Source organism: Pseudomonadota bacterium, assembly GCA_013285445.1.
Lineage (GTDB): Bacteria > Pseudomonadota > Gammaproteobacteria > Xanthomonadales > Wenzhouxiangellaceae > Wenzhouxiangella.
On record CP053448.1, the window covers coordinates 3453103 to 3470220 of the forward strand.

The following is a 17118-nucleotide window of genomic DNA, read 5'->3' on the forward strand; positions in this document are numbered from 1 at the left end:
CTCAGGTTTTCACGCGTCAGATGGTTGAAGCCAACCTATTATGACCGATCGCCCCGCCCGGGCCAATTCGTACCGGCGCTCGACGCCGGCCCGAACACTGGAACGCCCAAACCCGGTATGTTAAAACTGCCTGTATCGAGGCCCTGGCGCACCAGGATCAACAAACCGGCACAGGGCAATCGGGCCAGACGTCTTACTCGAGGGGAAAACGGTCATGACACAACACGCCAAGTATCTGCTCAAGCAGCAGCTCAAGCCCACGATGGCTCCGCTGAGCGCAGCCGTCAGCCTGGCGCTGGGCGCATCGGGACTGCAGGCAGCCACCATTACGGTTGACACGCTCGACGACGGCAGCCTTGCTGGTCAATGCACGCTGCGCGACGCCGTTGCGGCGGCCAATGCCGACACCGCTGTTTCCGGCTGCACCGCCGGCAGCGGCGCCGATGAGATCGTCTTCGATTCGAGCCTCAGCGGCACGCTGTTACTGACCGAAGCCACGTTGCTGCTTGTCCAGAGCGAGATCACCATCACCGGCCCCGGCGCGACGGAGATCACGATCAGCGGCAATGACACCACGCGCATCCTCGGTGTCAATCCGGGCGCGTCCATGTCACTCACGGGTCTAACGCTGACCGACGGCTACGTCAACGACCCATACGGCGGCGCGGCAGTCGCAGCGATATTCGGCGCCAGCGTGGCGCTCGGAGACTGCGTGATCACCGGCAATAATGCCGGCAGCTCGGCCTACGGTGGCGCGGTCAGCGCGATCTATTCCTCGCTGTCGGTAAACAACTGCCGGTTCGAATCGAATTCGGTGGGCGCCATCCTGCGGGGCGGAGTTCCAGCAACCGGGCAAGCCGGCGGCGCTCTGCTCGCCTTCGGATCACCGTCCCTGGTCGTCGAAAACTCGCAGTTCTACTACAACACGGCCGGGCAGACTGGTGGCGCGATTGCCGTCTTCGGCACGGTCGACGCCCTGATCGAGGGCGCAACGATTAACGACAACGGTGCCACATTCGGCGGCGGCCTGGCCTTTGGCGACAGCGCCACGGCGAGTATTGCCGACAGCATCATCAGCGGCAACGATGCAGCCGCCGGGGGCGGTATCGCGATCGGGGCGCAAGCCTCGATTACCGTGTCCGGATCGAGCGTCAGCAGCAACCAGGCCGCCTACGACGGTGGCGGGCTGCTGGTCGGATCGACCTATGGCGGAGTGGTGGTGCCGGAACCCAATGCCTTCGGCAGCGGTCGCGGCCTCTCGACCGCGCTGTACGGTCCGGGCTCAGCCGTCCTGACCGACGTCGACGTCGTATTCAACCAGTCGTCGCGCTACGGCGGTGGCGCGGCAGTGAAATACGACTACAGCGAACTGGGTGCGATCTATTCGGTGTTCGCCTACAACCAGATCAGCGGGGGCGGGGGTGGACCGATACGCCAGGCCGGCAGCTTTGCCGAACTGCGCGGCGATGGCGGCGGAAGCTACGGCGGCGGCGGGGCCGTCGCCGCGTTCAGCGATGGCGAGGCCCGGCTTTACTACGACACCCTGCTGGTCGGCAACACCGCATACACTGGCGCGGGTGGCGGTGGACTGGCCTTCGACGGCGGCTCCATTGGCCTGTATGAAAGCACGGTCGCGTTAAACCAGGCCGGAACCGGCGGGGGACTGCAGGCCGGCCTTCTGCCCACACCCGTCGCGGCAAAAACAGGATCCATGCCCGACCGGGGCATCACCTCGGGCGGCCTGGTCCTGGCCACCTACGGCACGATTGCGGCCAACCAGGCAAGCCAGGGCGGCGGCGGGATCCTGTCTCTTTACGGCGGAATCGCCGCCGCGGGGTATTCGATCATTTCAGACAACAGCGCGCCGGCCTCCGGCGGCGCGGGCACGTACGGCGGCGAACTCCTGGTCAAGTACAGCACTGTCACCAACAACCAGGCCAACTACAACGGAGGCGGCATCTATATGGTCTCACCCGGCTGCTATTTCGCCAGCGTCAGTGGTTCGATCATCGCCGGCAACAGCGCCAATTATGGTGGTGGAGCCTATGTGGGTGAATGCGGCGCCAGCATCGGCTATTCGACCTTCGTGGACAACACCGCCATTGTCGCCGGCGGACTGATGGTTGCGGGCCCGCCCGGCTCACCGCCGCAGCTGACCAACGTGACGATTACCGGCAACGAGGCGGAAACAGCGGGTGGTCTGCTGGCCGGCGGCATCGTGGCCGACTTCATCACCGTCAGCCACAACGTCGCCACCGGACCCACCGGGCCCGTGGAGCCCGGCGGCATCCAGCTTCAGGGCATTGCGCAACCCGGCGGCGCCGTGCTTGACAGCGCGGTCACCGATGTCACCGTCGAGAACTCCATCTTTTCCGACAACACCGGGCCGTACGGCGCACTTGACCTGGCGATCATCGGCGGCGGCAATCGCTACCTGGACTACTCGCTGATCCAGGCGCCCGCTGCCGGCCTGCCGGCCGGCAGCGGCAATATCACCGGGTACAGCGCCCAGCTCGAAGCGCTGGCCGGAAACGGCGGCCCCACGCCCACCCGGGCGCTGGCGGAGACCTCGCCGGCCATCGATGCCGCCAACCCGGTCACCTCGGTCAGCCACGATCAGCGCACTGCGCCGTTTCCGCGCGCGTTCAACGGCCGGGCCGACATGGGTGCCTACGAATTCTTCATCGACGGCGTTTTCAGCGACCGGTTCGAACAGCCCTGAGCATCGTCAGCGAACCGCCCGGGCCGTTCAGGCGGCCCGGGACCGATCTACCATCAGCCAGATAATCAGCACTATGGCCGGAATGCCCAGGGCCGAGGCGTAGACAAAGAAGACCACGTAGCCGGCCTGGTCGACGATCCAGCCCGAAGGCCCGCCGAGCAGCTTGCCCGGCAGGGTCATGAAGGAGCTGAACAACGCGTACTGGGTCGCCGTGTAGCGTCTTGAGACCAGCGACGACAGCCAGGCGATGAACACCGTCGCCGACAGCCCGTTGGCCAGATTGTCCGCGCCGATGGTCATGACCAGCGCCCAGAGTTGCGGACCGATGGTCGCCAGCCAGGCAAACAGCAGATTGGTCACCGCCACCGCGATGGCAGCCGCCAGCAGCATCGGCATCATCCCGAAACGCGCCACCAGCACACCGCCGATCAGCCCGCCCAGGATGGTCATGGCGATCCCGAATACGTTGGTCACGGTGGCGATCTGGCTGAGGCTGAAGCCCAGGTCCAGATACAGCGGATTGGCCATGGCAGCCATCGAAATGTCGGAGACCTTGAACAGTCCGACCAGGGCCAGGATCGGCAGAGCCAGCCAGCCGTTGCGGCGCAGGAAATCGGTCAGCGGCGCGACCACGGCACCGGTGATCCACGCAACCACATCCTGTGGCCAGCCCGACAGGCGTGAACGCTGCCGGTAGGCCTGGACCAGCGGATCGCGCTCAATATCCAGCCGTTCCAGCGAGGTCGGTTCGGGCGAGGTCAGCACCGCCCCCATACCCACCAGCACCAGTGCACTCATGCACAGGTAGGCCAGGGTCCAGCTGGCAAAATCGGCAATGTAGAGCGCCCCGGCGCCGGTGGCCAGCAGCGCCAGGCGGTAGCCAAGCACGTAGGTTGCCGCGAGCGCAGCCTGGAACTCGTCGGCGTCGGACTCGATGCGGAAGGCGTCGATGGTGATGTCCTGCGTGGCGGCGCAGAAGGCGACCAGCAGCGCCAGCACGGCGATCTGGGCAAGCTGCGAGAGCGGGTCGGTCAGCGCCATACCGGCCAGTCCGCACATGATGCCAAGCTGCGCCAGCAGCATCCATCCGCGGCGCTGGCCGAACGCGCGGGTCAGCAGCGGCAAGCGAATCCGGTCAACCACCGGCGACCACAGGACCTTGATCGAGTAGGTGATGCCGATCCAGGCAAAAAAGCCGATCGCCGTGCGCGACACGCCCTCGTCACGCAACCAGGCGGTCAGGGTTGAAAACACCAGCATGTACGGCAGGCCCGCTGAAAAGCCCAGGGGGAGCATGCGCAGAACGCTTGGCCGCTTGTAGACCGCCCAGGCACGCTGCCAGCGATCGGACCCGGGTTCAGTCGTCATAGTCGATGACCAGCGGCGCATGGTCGGAGAAGTTCTCGCCGGTGTAGATCTCGGCCAACCGGGCGCGACCGGCCAGACCGGCCGTGGCGACCTGGTAGTCGATGCGCCAGCCCACGTTGTTCTCGCGGGCCCGGCCGCGCTGCGACCACCAGGTGTAGCGATCCGGATCGGGGTCGATCGTCCGGAAAACGTCGACCAGGCCGACCGGCCCGAACACCTCGTCGAGCCAGGCGCGCTCTTCGGGCAGAAAACCCGAATTCTTCTGGTTGGCCTTCCAGTTCTTCAAATCGATTTCCCGGTGCGCGATGTTCCAGTCGCCGCAGATCACGTACTCACGATCGTGCCTGGCCAGTTCTTCCAGATGCGGCTGCAGGCGCTCCATACAGCGGTACTTGAACTGCTGGCGCTCCTCTTTCGAGGTGCCCGAAGGCAGGTAGAGAGATACCACGCTCAGACTGGAAAAGTCGGCCTGCAGCCAGCGGCCCTCGCGGTCGAACTCCTCCCAGCCCAGGCCGTAGACAACGCGCACCGGCTGCTGCCGCGAATACAGGGCCACACCGGAGTAACCTTTCTTCCGGGCGTCGTGGTAATAGCAGTGGTAGCCAACCGGAAAGAAGTCGCGACCGAGCAGCTGCCAGTGCTGGGCCTTGGTCTCCTGAATGCAGACCAGATCGGCGTCCTGCCTGCCCAGCCAGTCGAAGAATCCCTTGCGATGGGCAGCGCGAATGCCGTTGGCGTTGAACGTGATGACACGCATGAGTGGCGAGACCTCGACGAGAGCGGCTCATGTTACCGCGCCCTTGCCGTGCCAGACAGCATTTACTAAGGAGCCTCCGAACAACTCTGCGCGGGCGCGACGGATCTTTGCGGGATGACCCGATGTGGCTTCGGCGAGCGTGGTTTGGTCATTCCAAATGAGTGAGCCGAAACGCAGCGGGTCGCCCGCAAAGCCCCGTCCCGCAGGGTTTCGCCGCAAATGCCGCATCTCGCGCGTTGCGCCCCTCGGCCGCAGCTACGGCTACTGTCACTCGAGTCGCACCACACGATCTGCGGCATTTGCGACAGAAACGCGCTCCGCGCAGAGTTGTTCAGAGGCTCCCTGACGGTCTCATAGCTCCGGAAGTCCGCACACCGAGACCCGGCACGGGTCGGGTTGACAAAAGATTAATTCATTCGTACGATTAAGATCGTATATTAACAGGAGCTCCACCCATGACCCGCTTTTCATCTCTCAACGCCCTGATGATCGTCTGCCTGGTGTTCATGCTGGCTGCCTGCGGCGCCCAGCAGACACGGCCGGAAGCCGACTCCGATACGTCCATGCTCAACCCCACCGAGATCTCGATTTCCGAGTATCGGGAATTTCTGACCGAGCTCGATGCGGCCATCACCCAGGGCGAACTGCGCGAATTCAACGATCGCGATCTTGCGGATTTCGCCGAAGTCCGGCAAAGCCTTGATCGCCTGCTGGCGCGCTACGACAGCGTCGAATCGATGAACGGCGATGCCCAGGCACGCCTGTTCAACCTGCACGCCCGTCTCGAGAAAGTGGTGGTCGGGCGTGACGAGACCCAGGTACTGTGTCGTCGCCGGCATAAGGTGGGCACCAACTTCAAGGTCACCGAATGCAAGTCGGTCGACGAATGGCGCTCAGAACAGGAGTGGGCCCAGCGCCACCTGCGCAGCATCATGTACTCCGACGCCGGTCGCAAGGACATTCCCTGACGACAACAAGCCGCTGCCCGGGACTGCCGCCCGGGCAGCGGCGGGTCTGTCGTGCTCCGGAGTCGGTCGAGTCGACTGGCCCGGTGTTCCCGGCGCCGCAACATTCCGGATGCGGGCTGCCCTGACAGGCTAGAATGAGCGGCGAGATGCTCAAGCCCTGGACCGCCCGGTTTCTTGAACTCGCCCATCGCGTCGAAGCCCTGCGCTTCGGCGCGTTCATGCTTAAATCCGGTCGCCAGAGCCCGTATTTTTTCAATGCCGGCCAATTCAGCACCGGTTCGGCCATCGCGACGCTGTCGAGCTGCTATGCCGAAGCCATCCTGGCTGACCCCACCCCCTTCGATATGCTCTATGGCCCGGCCTACAAGGGCATTCCGCTGGTGACCGCCATCGCCGTGAGCTTCGCACGCGACCACGGCATCGACGTGCCGTTTGCCTACAACCGCAAGGAGGCCAAGGATCACGGCGAAGGCGGTCATCTGGTCGGTGCGCCATTGCGCGGACGCGTGCTGATCGTCGACGACGTGATTTCGGCCGGCACCTCGATCCGGGAGTCGATTGACCTGATCGAATCGGGCGGTGCCATAGCCGCCGGCATCGCGATCGCGCTCGATCGCCAGGAACGCGGCCGGGACGAGCGCTCCGCCGCCGACGCAATACGGGCCGACGGTCTGGCCGTCATCAGCATTGCCGCGCTTGACGATCTGGTGACATGGCTCGATGAACGGGGAGCCAACAAGCCGCTGGAGGCCATGATAGGCTATCGAAATCGTTACGGCGCGTGATGGTCATGAAGATTCGCCTGCTGCTTTTACTGATGCTGACCGCTGCCGGTCCCGTTCTGGCACAGTCGGTCTATCGCTGGGTCGACGAGAACGGCGAGACCCATTACGGCCAGTCCGTGCCGCCCGAGTTCGCTGATTACGGCTACGAGCGACTTGGGCCCGACGGCACCGTACGCGAACGCGTCGAGCCTGCCCTGCCGCCAGAGGAGCTGAAGCGTCGCCGGGAGCTGCGGGCCGAGCAGGCGCGTCAGGAGGCCGAGCAGCGCACCCAGCAAACCCGGGACCGCATGCTGCTGGCGACTTACTCCAGTGAACAGGACCTGATCGACACGCTGGAGACACAGATGACCAGCATCAACAGCCAGCGCACCTCCATTCGCATGGCGGTCAACCTGGTCGAGAGCCGCTTCGAATCACTCATTGGCCAGGCGGCCAATCACTCCCGTCAGGGCAACCCGGTTCCGCAGCCGCTGCAGGCGTCCATCAGCGAGACACGTGACGAGCTGCGCCGCCTGCGCAGTGATCTCGACGCGCTCAATCAGCGTGAGGAGCGAACGCGTGAGCGACTGCTGGCCGATCTTGAGCGATACCGGGCGCTGACCGGTAGCGCGGAAGACGGTTGAGGCAGCGCCGGTGTTTACCCGCTGCCCTGCCTGCCAGGCGGTCTACACGCTCAATGCGGGCAGCCTGGCTGAAGCCGCCGGAGTGGTACGCTGCGGCAACTGTGGCAAAACCTTCAATTCACTCTCCGAGCTGTTTGCCGAGCATCCGGATGACAACGATGTGCCGTTGAGCGGCAGCGGCATGCCACCCATGCTCGACAATCCGGAGCTGGTTCAGGCCGAGCTGCCGATGGAGGTCAATCCCTTCGGCCCCGAAGAAGACCTGCCGGCGGGCTTCGAGACCGAAGAACCCGCCACCGGAAGCCGGGCCTGGATGTGGCCTGCTGCTACGGTGGTCTTGCTCATCGTTGCGCTGATCCAGTTCTGGCAGCTATGGCAAACGCCCGGATCCCCGGTGGCGGCCTGGTTGCGCGACGCTCCAGTCGACAGCAGCGCGCTCGACCCCAACGATGCAATCCAGATCCTGTCGCGCGACATGCACCCGCACCCCAGCCTTGACGACGCGGTCATCGTCAGCGCAACGCTGCGCAATCAGACCACCGTCGCGCTGCCGTTTCCAGTCATCGAGCTGCGGTTCTACGATGGCAGCCAGCAGGTGCTTGCCGCCCAGCGCGTTCATCCGGAACAGTACCTGCATAGCACCGACGCAATCGACGACGGCCTCAGGCCCGAGATCATGGTGCCACTGCTGATGGAGTTCGTTATCGGCACCACGCGGCCCTCCGGCTTCCAGATTCGCTTCCTCCCGGCCGGCTGAACAGCCAGGATCGACACCGGACCACCCGGGCAGGGCGACGATTATGCTATGGTTACAGGCCCGCCGTCAGGCTCGCCTGCAACCGTTTTCATCAAGAGGGACTGAGTGTTGTCTGCCACCGCCACGGATCAGGAGATGCGCCTGGCTGATGTCGTTCGCCATGTTGTCAGGCGGTACTTCGACGACATGGGCGAGACTCAGCCGGATAACCTGCATAAGCTGGTCATGAACGAAGTGGAGCGTTCCCTGATCGAGACCGTGCTCGTCCACGCCGACGGCAATCAGTCCCGTGCGGCCGAAATGCTCGGGATTACCCGCACGACGCTGCGCAATCGCGTTCGCCGATACCAGCTGGACTGACCTTGTATGGCCGCAACTCACCGTCGTTGGGCGCTGCTGAGCGTATCCGACAAGCGCGGGCTGGTCGAACTCGCCAACGCCCTGGTTGAGGCCGGCTTCGGCCTGCTCTCGACCGGAGGCAGCGCACGGGCGCTGTGCGAGGCGGGCCTGGCGGTCACCCAGGTCAGCGAGCTGACCGGTTTCCCGGAGATCATGGGCGGCCGGGTCAAGACACTGCACCCGAAGATCCACGGCGGTATTCTTGGCCGGCGCGAAATCGATGCCGAGGTGATGACCGAACACGGTATCGAGCGCATCGATATCGTGGTGGTCAACCTCTACCCGTTCGCCGCGACCGTGGCACGTCCTGACTGCACCCTGGGCGAGGCGGTCGAGAACATCGACATTGGCGGCCCGGCTCTGCTGCGGGCAGCGGCCAAGAACTACCGCGAGGTCTGCGTGCTGTGTGACCCGGGCGATTACCCGTCCCTGATCGACGCGCTGCCGGAACTGCCTGGGGAACCGGCGCGCCGCGAGCTGGCCACGCGTGCCTTTGCACACACCTGCGCCTACGACGGCCAGATCAGCCAGTGGCTCTCGGACCACGACGCCGACAGCGAGCTGCCGGCGAGAATCAACCTCACGCTCGACACCATCCAGTCACTGCGTTACGGGGAAAACCCGCATCAGGCCGCCGGCGTCTACCGGGTCCGCGGCCAGGAGGCCCGTGGCCTGGCCGGCTGCCAGCCGCTGCAGGGAAAACCGCTGAGCTACAACAACCTGCTCGACGCCGACGCCGCCTGGGCCGGCGTGAGAAGCCTGGGCCAATCACCGGCCTGCGTCATCGTCAAACACACCAACCCCTGCGGCGCCGCCTGCGGCCCCACTCTGGTCGAGTCCTGGAAAAAGGCGCTCGCCTGTGATCCGACCTCCGCGTTTGGCGGCATCATCGCGGTCAATCGCGAAGTCGACGCCGAATTGACCGAGGGTCTGCTCGGGCAATTCGTGGAGGTGTTGATCGCGCCGGCAGTCAGTGCCCAGGCGCGCGCACAACTGGCCGCCAAGCCCAACCTGCGCGTCCTGACTCCCGGCGACGCCGCACCGCCGCCGCTTGAGCTGCGCGCCATCGACGGCGGCTGGCTGGTGCAGTCGGCCGACGACTGGCAGACCGTGCCGCGAATGGACGTGGTGACAGAACGTGCGCCCGATCACGCCGAGCTCGATGACCTGCGCTTTGCCTGGTCGGCCGTGCGTCTGGTGCGCTCGAACGCCATTGTCTACGCGCGCGACAGCGCCACGCTCGGTATCGGGGCCGGTCAGATGAGCCGGGTCGATGCGGCTCGTTTTGCCGCGCTCAAGGCCGACGCGGCTGGCCTGTCACTCGACGGCGCGGTCATGGCCTCAGACGCCTTCTTCCCGTTCGCCGACAGCATCGAGGCCGCCGCCGAACGCGGTATCCGCGCGATCATTCAGCCAGGCGGCTCGAAACGCGACAGCGAAGTCATCGACGCCTGCAACCGGCACAATATCGCCATGCTCCTGACCGGCCGGCGCCACTTCAGACACTAGCCCGCATTATTCATGAATCGCCGCGATGATTGCGCAGGGGTTTGTTCGCACAGCGGATTTTCCGACCGAGCGGAATACCAGGCTGTATTTCCGAGGGAGGAAAATCCGCTGTGCGGACAAGGCGCAAGCAAGGGCGCGAGTGAATTCATGAATAATGCGGGCTAGAATCTCCCGACTACAATGATGCCGAACACAAAGCCCGAGTTCAGTCCATGAAAATCCTGGTTGTCGGAAGCGGGGGTCGCGAGCATGCGCTGGCCTGGAAGCTGGCGCAATCGGAGCGGGTCGATGAGGTGATCGTGGCACCCGGCAATGCCGGCACGGCCCGCGAGGCCGGCGTGCGCAATGCCGAGGTTGACGCGGAAGACATTGACGGCTTGCTGATGCTGGCCCGCGAAGAGCGGGTGGCGCTGACCGTCATCGGCCCCGAGGCGCCGCTGGCTGCCGGCATCGTCGATCGCTTTGAGAGCGCCGGCCTGGCCTGCTTCGGACCGCGGCGCGATGCCGCACGGCTGGAGTCATCCAAGGCCTTTGCCAAACAGTTCATGGCGGACCACGGCATCCCGACAGCCGGCTATGCCGTGGTCGAGTCGGTCGAGGAGGGCATGAAGTTCATTCGCGCCAGCGGATTGCCGGTGGTGCTCAAGGCCGACGGGCTCGCGGCCGGAAAGGGCGTGGTCATCGTCGAAGACGAGCAGAGCGCACGCGCAACCCTCCACGACATGCTTTCCGGCGCCGCGTTTGGAGCGGCCGGAAGCCGGGTCGTCATCGAGGAATTCCTGGTCGGGGAAGAAGCCAGCTTCATCGTCGTCGCCAGCGGCACCCAGGTGCTGCCGCTGGTCTCCAGCCAGGACCACAAGCGCCGCGACGACGGCGACCTCGGCCCCAACACGGGCGGCATGGGCGCGTATTCGCCGGCACCGGCGGTCGATGCGCCCATGCACAAGACCATCATGGACGACATCATCAGGCCAACGCTTGCCGGACTGGCCCAGAGCGGCTGTCCGTTTACCGGCTTTCTCTACGCCGGCGTCATGCTGACGGCAACCGGGCCGAAGGTGCTCGAATTCAACGTTCGCTTCGGCGACCCGGAGACCCAACCGATCCTGATGCGGCTTGAATCCGACCTGGCCGGGATCATCGGGCAGGCCCTTGCCGGCCGGCTCGGCGAAATCGAGCTGCGCTGGGACGAGCGCACCGCCCTGGCCGTGGTGATGGCTGCCGGCGGCTATCCCGGCCGCTACGACAAGGGCATGCCGGTCACCGGCCTGGATGGCGACTTTCCCGAGGACGTCAAGGTCTTTCACGCCGGCACCCGGCTCGACGACGAGGGCCGTGTGGTCACCGCCGGCGGGCGCGTCCTGGCATTGTGCGCCCTTGGCGACTCGCCGAAAACCGCTCAGGCGCGCGCCTATCAGTGGATCGCCCAGATCGGCTTCGAGGGCGCGTTCTACCGCACCGACATCGGCTTTAGGGCCATCCAGCGACCGGCCGCCAGCGGCTGAGTACCGCCCGAATCCTTGCCGATCTGTGGTGCACGGCATCGCAGCCAGGCACATCAGCCCGACTAGTCGAGCACAAACTCGATGACCTGTCGGATGCGAACGGGTTCGGGCGGACCGGATTCATCGGGAGAGACCGGCACGAAGCGCCACTGGCTGAAGGCCTGGACCGCTTCAGCATCGAAAACACCCGCGGGCTCGGACTCGAGGACTTCGATGTCGATGACCTGGCCGTGTTCGGTAAGCCTTGCTTCCATTGTCACGTGGCCGGTCACCCCGTCCTCTGCCGCCTGCCTGGGGTAGCGGGGCTGGATTCGAACGACTGGTACAAGGCGATCTCCTTCGAGCGGATCTCGTTGCTGCATCGCCAGTAACTTCGCTTCCGCCTCTGCAGCCTCTGGTGACAGCTGCCCGGATGACCGGTCATAGTGCTCGCGTGCCTGGTTTGGCCCGGCTTGCCGGTCCGGGTTTGCCGCACCGGCGGTTGCAACTGCGACGGTGACTGATACGGTTGCCACGACGACGAGCACGAGGCTGGCCCGCAGCGACCGGGGAAAACAGGGTTTCATTGCCATCATCTTGATGCGCTCCTTGACGAGTGACCGATTTGACCAGCCCAGTGCGGACCCGGACCCGGACCCGCGCACGCCGCAGGCGCCGGCCAGCAGGCCGGCGTAGTGTCGTTTTTGCTTCCGGTCCAGACGGGCAATCACCGCCTCGTCGGCCGCCAGCTCCTGCGCCCTGGTCAGCTCCGTCCAGGCGAAGTGAACCCAGGGAAGAAACCAGAACGTGCAGCGCAGCGCTGATGCCAGAACGCGCCAGAAGGGGTCGCCGTGGCGAATATGGGCAATCTCATGCGCGATGACCTCGTCGGGTACGCGCCCGTCCGCCGGCAAGTAAAGGCGGGGCGGAAAAGCGCCTACAATCATCGCTCCCGGGACAGTGCCCGATAGACGCAGGCCAACCCATGCCGGCAGCCCCTGTCGCGCAAGCCGCCGGCGTTCGTCGTCAACCCGGCCCGGAATCCCGGCACCCGAATCCAGGATCGACTCGAAACGCCGCTGACGCATAACCGCCCACAGGGCAAGCCCGAAGGCGCCAGCCAGCCACACCGTCAAGACCAGGCCCGACGGCCAGGCTGCTGCGCTCGAGTTGACACCGACGCGAAACGTTTCGAGCCGGGCCGACCCGATCAAGCCGGCGCCGGGGAATGGCGCGAGCCCGGTCAGGAAGGACAGTCTGGGCGTCAGCGCAGGCAACACGAGGATCCAGGCTGCATAGCCGGCGCGCGCGCCGACGAATCGCCGCAACAGCGCGCTGCAGGCCCAGGCCATCGGAACGAGCAGCGTGACAAGCAGGCTGGCTCTGGCGAGCCATTCGAGCACGAGTTCACTCATGAGAGTTTCTCCAGCAGCGCGCGAATCTCCTCGCGATCCGTATCACTGAGCTGCTCGGTCCGGGCGAAGGCGGCGACCAGTGGCGCCAGGCGGCCGTCGCAGTGGGTTTTGACCAGACTTTCGGTCTGCCGGTGCAGCCACTGCTGCCGGGACAATCGCGGGGAATAGCAATAGTTTCGCCCGCGCCTGGTGCGCTCGACGGCACGCTTGGCCACCAGACGGTCCAAGAGCGTACGCACCGTCTTGGGACTCCATTGCGTGTCGGGTCTCAGGCGCGCTGCGATCTCACCCGACTCGAGTGGACTGTTGCGCCAAAGAACTTCCATGACCCGGCTTTCTGAAGGACTGATATTCACCTGGTCGCCCACAAATGTAGTCCAGACTAAAGATGACATATGTAGTCCGTCATGTCAACGGCGACCGACCGCAGGAATCGGACCGATGCGCTGCTGCCACCGCGTTTAGAATGAGCGATCTGTCTTGCATCGGCCCGACCCATGGACGTCAGTCACCTGCTCGACGAGCTCAACGATGCCCAGCGCGAGGCGGTCAGCGCCGATGACGGGCACGTTCTGGTGCTGGCCGGGGCGGGTTCGGGCAAGACGCGGGTGCTGGTTCACCGCATCGCCTGGCTCATCCAGGTCCACCACATCAGCCCGATGGGGCTGATGGCCGTCACGTTCACCAACAAGGCCGCCGGGGAGATGCGTGGCCGAATCGGCCGCCTGCTCAACATGCGCCCGGACGGGCTGTGGATCGGCACCTTTCACGGGCTCTGTCACCGCATGCTGCGCATGCACGCTGAGGAGGCCGGTCTGTCCGACACGTTCCAGATTCTCGACAGCGAAGACCAGTACCGGCTGATCCGGCGGGTGATTCGCGACCTGGAACTCGACGAAGGCGAATTCCCGGCGCGCCAGATGCAGGGCTTGATCAATCACCACAAGGACGAAGGGCGCCGTCCCGATGACATCGAACCTTTCGACAACCGGCAGGCGATGGGTCAGGTCACGATCTACCGGCACTACCAGAGCTATTGCCAGCGCGCCGGGCTGGTCGACTTCGCCGAACTGCTGTTGCGCGCGCTCGAACTGCTGCGCGATCATCCGGAGCGGCGACAGCAGTATCAGCAGCGTTTCGGTCATATCCTGATCGACGAATTCCAGGACACGAATCGGCTCCAGTACGCGCTGGTGCGCACTTTGGCAGGCCAGTCCAACCGGTTGTTCGTGGTCGGCGATGATGACCAGTCGATCTATGGCTGGCGCGGCGCGCGGGTTGAAAACGTCAACGATTTTGTTCGCCATTTCGAACCCCGCATCATTCGCCTGGAGCAGAACTACCGCTCGACCGGGACCATTCTCGAGGCGGCCAATGCAGTTATCATGCGCAACGACGATCGCATGGGCAAAGAGCTCTGGACGAAGGGTGAGCGCGGCGAGCCGATACGGGTCTTCTCGGCCTGGAGCGCCGAAGAGGAGGCGGAATTTGTCGTCGCCCGCATTCAAGACTGGCTCGAACAGGACGGATCAGCCGCCGACATCGCTGTGCTGTATCGATCCAACGCCCAGTCGCGCCTGTTCGAGCAGCAGCTGCTGGCCGAGGATATCCCGTACCGGGTCTACGGCGGTCTGCGCTTTTTCGAGCGGGCCGAAATCAAGGACGCGATGGCTTATCTGCGCCTGATCCATAACCGCGATGACGATGCCGCCTTCGAGCGCGTGGTCAATGTTCCGGCGCGTGGCATCGGCGAGCGGACGGTCGCCCTGATTCGCGAGCGTGCCCAGAGCGGCGCCAGCTCGATGTTTCGGGCAGCACGGATGATGGTCGACCAGCGCCTGCTGCCTGCGCGCGCAGGCAGCGCGGTCGGGCACTTCCTGGAGTTGATCGATACCCTCGGCCGCCAGACCGCCGATTCCGGCCTGGGCGAGACCATGGACGCGGTCGTGCGCGCCGCCGAGCTGTCGGCCTGGTATCGCCGGCGCGAAGCCCCGGATCGAGCCGAGGCGCGCGAAGAGAACCTCGAGGAACTGGTGCGCGCCGCCGAGACCTTCAGCCAGTCGCCCGAGGACGAACAGGCCGGGCTCAGTCCGCTGGCCTCTTTTCTGGCCCAGGCGGCCCTCGAAGCCGGTGAGCACCAGGGCGAGCAGTGGCAGGACTGCGTGCAGTTGATGACCCTGCACTCTGCCAAGGGCCTGGAGTTTCCGCTGGTGTTCATGGCGGGCCTCGAGGAAGGGCTTTTCCCGCACCGGAAATCGATCGAGGAGCCCGGTCGTCTGTCCGAAGAACGGCGACTGTGCTACGTCGGAATGACCCGCGCCATGCGGCAACTCTATGTCAGCTATGCCGAATCGCGCCAGCTGCACGGCCAGACCCAGGTGTCCAGGCCGTCACGCTTCGTCGACGAGATTCCCGAGGCACTGTGCCAGATCCTCCGGCCCAATCACCACCGTCCCGGCTCGGGCCCCTGCGCTGCCGTGACAGCCGCGGCGGGCGGCCATCGGCTGGCGCTGGGCGACACGGTTTCCCACGCGCGCTTTGGCACCGGCATCGTGCTTGGTGTCGAGGGCCAGGGCGCCAATGCGCGCGTTCAGGTCAATTTCGAGCAGGCCGGACCGAAGTGGCTGGTGCTGGCCTACGCCAATCTGGAGCCGGCCGAGTGAGGGCACCTGAACCCGTAACGCTCGACCGCGGCCGTATCGCCGCCTGGCGCAGCGGTCGCTCGGGCCCGCGCGTCCTTGCGCTGCACGGCTGGCTCGACAACGCCAACTCCTTCCTGCCACTGGCCGGGATCCTCGATACGATCGAGCTCGTCGCGATCGACTTTCCGGGCCACGGTCGCTCGGCGCCGCGCCCGGACGGAGTGTTCTACAACTTCAATCAGTACGTTTTTGACGTGCTTGCATGGCTCGACGAACTCGCCTGGGACGATGCCCATCTGCTGGCTCATTCAATGGGTGGTGCGGTGGCGACCGTGGTCGCTGCGGCCGCGCCCGATCGCGTGCGATCACTAAGCCTGATAGAAGGACTGGGGCCGCTGTCGGCACCGGCCGAGCGCACTGCGGCCAACTGGCAGCGTGCCGTGCGGCGTGCGCGATTGCGGCCTCGGCGCGTGCATTCCAGCCGCAAGGCGGCCATCGCGGCACGGGCCGAGGGCAGCGATCTCGACCCGGCAGCCGCCGAATTGCTGGCGCAACGTGCCCTGATCGAGGTTGACGGCGGCTGGCAGTGGGGTCACGATCTTCGCCTGACCTGGCCCTCACCGGGCTACTGCACCGAGTCGCAGGTTCTCGACCTGATCGCGGCCATCCGGGCGCCGGTCCTCAACATCCATTCCGACCCGCCCAGCGGCCTGCTGGAACCACGCCTGATGAAGCTCAGGCGAGCCGCGGTGCGCAACGAGCGCTCGCTCGGCTGTCCCGGCGGACATCACCTGCACATGCATCAGGCCGAGCGTATCGCTGCGGCCATCAGGACCCATATCGAAGACCATGACCAGTAATCTCCGAACCCGGCTCCTTCCGGACGAGCGCCTGATCTTTGCGCTTGACGTACCCCGACGCAGAATCCGCACGTCGACTGATCAATACCCTGGGCGAACAGGTCCGCTTCTACAAGCTTGGCCTGGAGCTGTTTCTGAGCGGCGCCTACTTCGAGCTGGCTGACGAACTCAGGGCACGCGGCAAGCGCGTATTCGCCGATTTGAAGCTGTTCGACATCCCGGCCACGGTGGCCCGCGCCACGGCCCAGCTGGCCAGACGCCAGGTCGATTACCTGACCGTTCACGGCAATGACGCCATCCTCGAGGCCGCGCTCGCCGAGCGCGGGGATATGGCAATCCTGGCGGTCACCGTGCTGACCAGCCTGGACCAGGGCGACCTGGATGATCTCGGCTTCGACTGCGATGTCGAACAACTGGTGATATCGCGCGCGCGACGGGCTCTCGCGCTGGGTTGTGCCGGCGTCATCTCCTCCGGGCTGGAAGCGCCAGCGCTGCGCCGCGAGGTCGATCACCGCCTGCTGGTTGTCTGTCCCGGAATCCGCCCGGTCGCCAACCGGGCCGACGAACAGAAGCGTACGCTGAGCGTGCGCGAGGCCTTCGCCGCAGGCGCCGATCAGATCGTCGTTGGCCGACCGATCCGCGATGCCGCCGACCCAGGCGCCGCAGCAGCGGCAATTCAGGATGAAATAAGCTACATTTTCAGTTAGTTATAAAAGTTCATTCAAACTATTGATTAATTGTATCGGGTTAGGTTATGATTTTTATCGAGGGATGCGGATTTGTACGCGACCTCTGCGATCAACAATCAATACAGTCCTCTCCGGTTTGA

At 65.0% G+C, this 17118-nt stretch carries 15 protein-coding genes; 11 read left to right on the forward strand and 4 right to left on the reverse strand.

What is annotated here, in order from left to right; translation table 11 throughout:
• Positions 1-214 precede the first annotated feature (214 nt).
• Complete coding sequence (locus tag HND55_15215) at positions 215-2722, forward strand: hypothetical protein (GenBank protein ID QKK03882.1); 2508 nt, start codon at positions 215-217, stop codon at positions 2720-2722.
• A 27-nt stretch (positions 2723-2749) separates the two neighbouring features.
• On the opposite strand, the gene HND55_15220 is transcribed toward HND55_15215, so the two are convergent.
• Together HND55_15220 and xth are read right to left on the reverse strand one after the other, a co-directional pair.
• Entirely contained in the window at positions 2750-4090 is a 1341-nt protein-coding gene (locus HND55_15220; GenBank protein QKK03883.1) for an AmpG family muropeptide MFS transporter, read from the reverse strand.
• The gene (gene xth, locus HND55_15225) at positions 4080-4847 is read right to left on the reverse strand and encodes an exodeoxyribonuclease III (GenBank protein ID QKK03884.1); all 768 of its coding nucleotides are present in this window, start codon (positions 4845-4847) and stop codon (positions 4080-4082) included. Before xth ends, HND55_15220 begins: the two co-directional genes overlap by 11 nt.
• Positions 4848-5302: 455 nt before the next feature.
• Here xth and HND55_15230 point away from each other — a divergent pair, with 455 nt between their 5' ends.
• From HND55_15230 to purD, 7 genes are all read left to right on the forward strand, one after another.
• Positions 5303-5815 carry a hypothetical protein gene (locus tag HND55_15230; protein QKK03885.1) on the forward strand — a complete coding sequence of 171 codons (513 nt, stop codon included), beginning with the start codon at positions 5303-5305 and terminating at the stop codon, positions 5813-5815.
• Between the two features lie 146 nt (positions 5816-5961).
• Complete coding sequence (gene pyrE, locus HND55_15235; protein ID QKK04150.1) at positions 5962-6600, forward strand: orotate phosphoribosyltransferase; 639 nt, start codon at positions 5962-5964, stop codon at positions 6598-6600.
• Positions 6601-6605: 5 nt separating this feature from the next.
• Positions 6606-7223: a DUF4124 domain-containing protein gene (locus HND55_15240; protein ID QKK03886.1), complete on the forward strand. Its 618-nt coding sequence runs from the start codon at positions 6606-6608 to the stop codon at positions 7221-7223.
• A 10-nt stretch (positions 7224-7233) separates the two neighbouring features.
• Entirely contained in the window at positions 7234-7980 is a 747-nt protein-coding gene (locus HND55_15245; GenBank protein ID QKK03887.1) for a DUF3426 domain-containing protein, read from the forward strand.
• Between the two features lie 135 nt (positions 7981-8115).
• Entirely contained in the window at positions 8116-8340 is a 225-nt protein-coding gene (locus HND55_15250) for a Fis family transcriptional regulator (protein ID QKK04151.1), read from the forward strand.
• Positions 8341-8346: 6 nt separating this feature from the next.
• Positions 8347-9888 carry a bifunctional phosphoribosylaminoimidazolecarboxamide formyltransferase/IMP cyclohydrolase gene (gene purH / locus HND55_15255; GenBank protein QKK03888.1) on the forward strand — a complete coding sequence of 514 codons (1542 nt, stop codon included), beginning with the start codon at positions 8347-8349 and terminating at the stop codon, positions 9886-9888.
• A 212-nt stretch (positions 9889-10100) separates the two neighbouring features.
• On the forward strand, positions 10101-11393 hold the full coding sequence (purD, locus tag HND55_15260) for a phosphoribosylamine--glycine ligase (GenBank protein ID QKK03889.1): 1293 nt from the start codon (positions 10101-10103) through the stop codon (positions 11391-11393).
• Between the two features lie 62 nt (positions 11394-11455).
• Here purD and HND55_15265 read toward each other — a convergent pair whose 3' ends face one another.
• Positions 11456-12787 (reverse strand): TonB family protein, encoded by a 1332-nt coding sequence (locus tag HND55_15265; protein ID QKK03890.1) that lies wholly within the window; start codon positions 12785-12787, stop codon positions 11456-11458.
• Complete coding sequence (locus HND55_15270; GenBank protein QKK03891.1) at positions 12784-13113, reverse strand: BlaI/MecI/CopY family transcriptional regulator; 330 nt, start codon at positions 13111-13113, stop codon at positions 12784-12786. Before HND55_15270 ends, HND55_15265 begins: the two co-directional genes overlap by 4 nt.
• 171 nt (positions 13114-13284) lie before the next feature.
• Between HND55_15270 and uvrD the strand changes: the two genes are divergently transcribed.
• From uvrD to pyrF, 3 genes are read left to right on the forward strand one after another with little or no spacing between them, the layout of a single operon-like run.
• Entirely contained in the window at positions 13285-15450 is a 2166-nt protein-coding gene (uvrD, locus tag HND55_15275) for a DNA helicase II (GenBank protein ID QKK03892.1), read from the forward strand.
• Positions 15447-16289, forward strand: coding sequence for an alpha/beta hydrolase (locus tag HND55_15280; protein ID QKK03893.1), 843 nt, complete (start codon positions 15447-15449; stop codon positions 16287-16289). The genes uvrD and HND55_15280 overlap by 4 nt, the downstream gene beginning before the upstream one ends.
• 38 nt (positions 16290-16327) lie before the next feature.
• On the forward strand, positions 16328-16996 hold the full coding sequence (pyrF, locus tag HND55_15285; protein ID QKK03894.1) for an orotidine-5'-phosphate decarboxylase: 669 nt from the start codon (positions 16328-16330) through the stop codon (positions 16994-16996).
• The last annotated feature ends 122 nt before the right edge of the window (positions 16997-17118 follow it).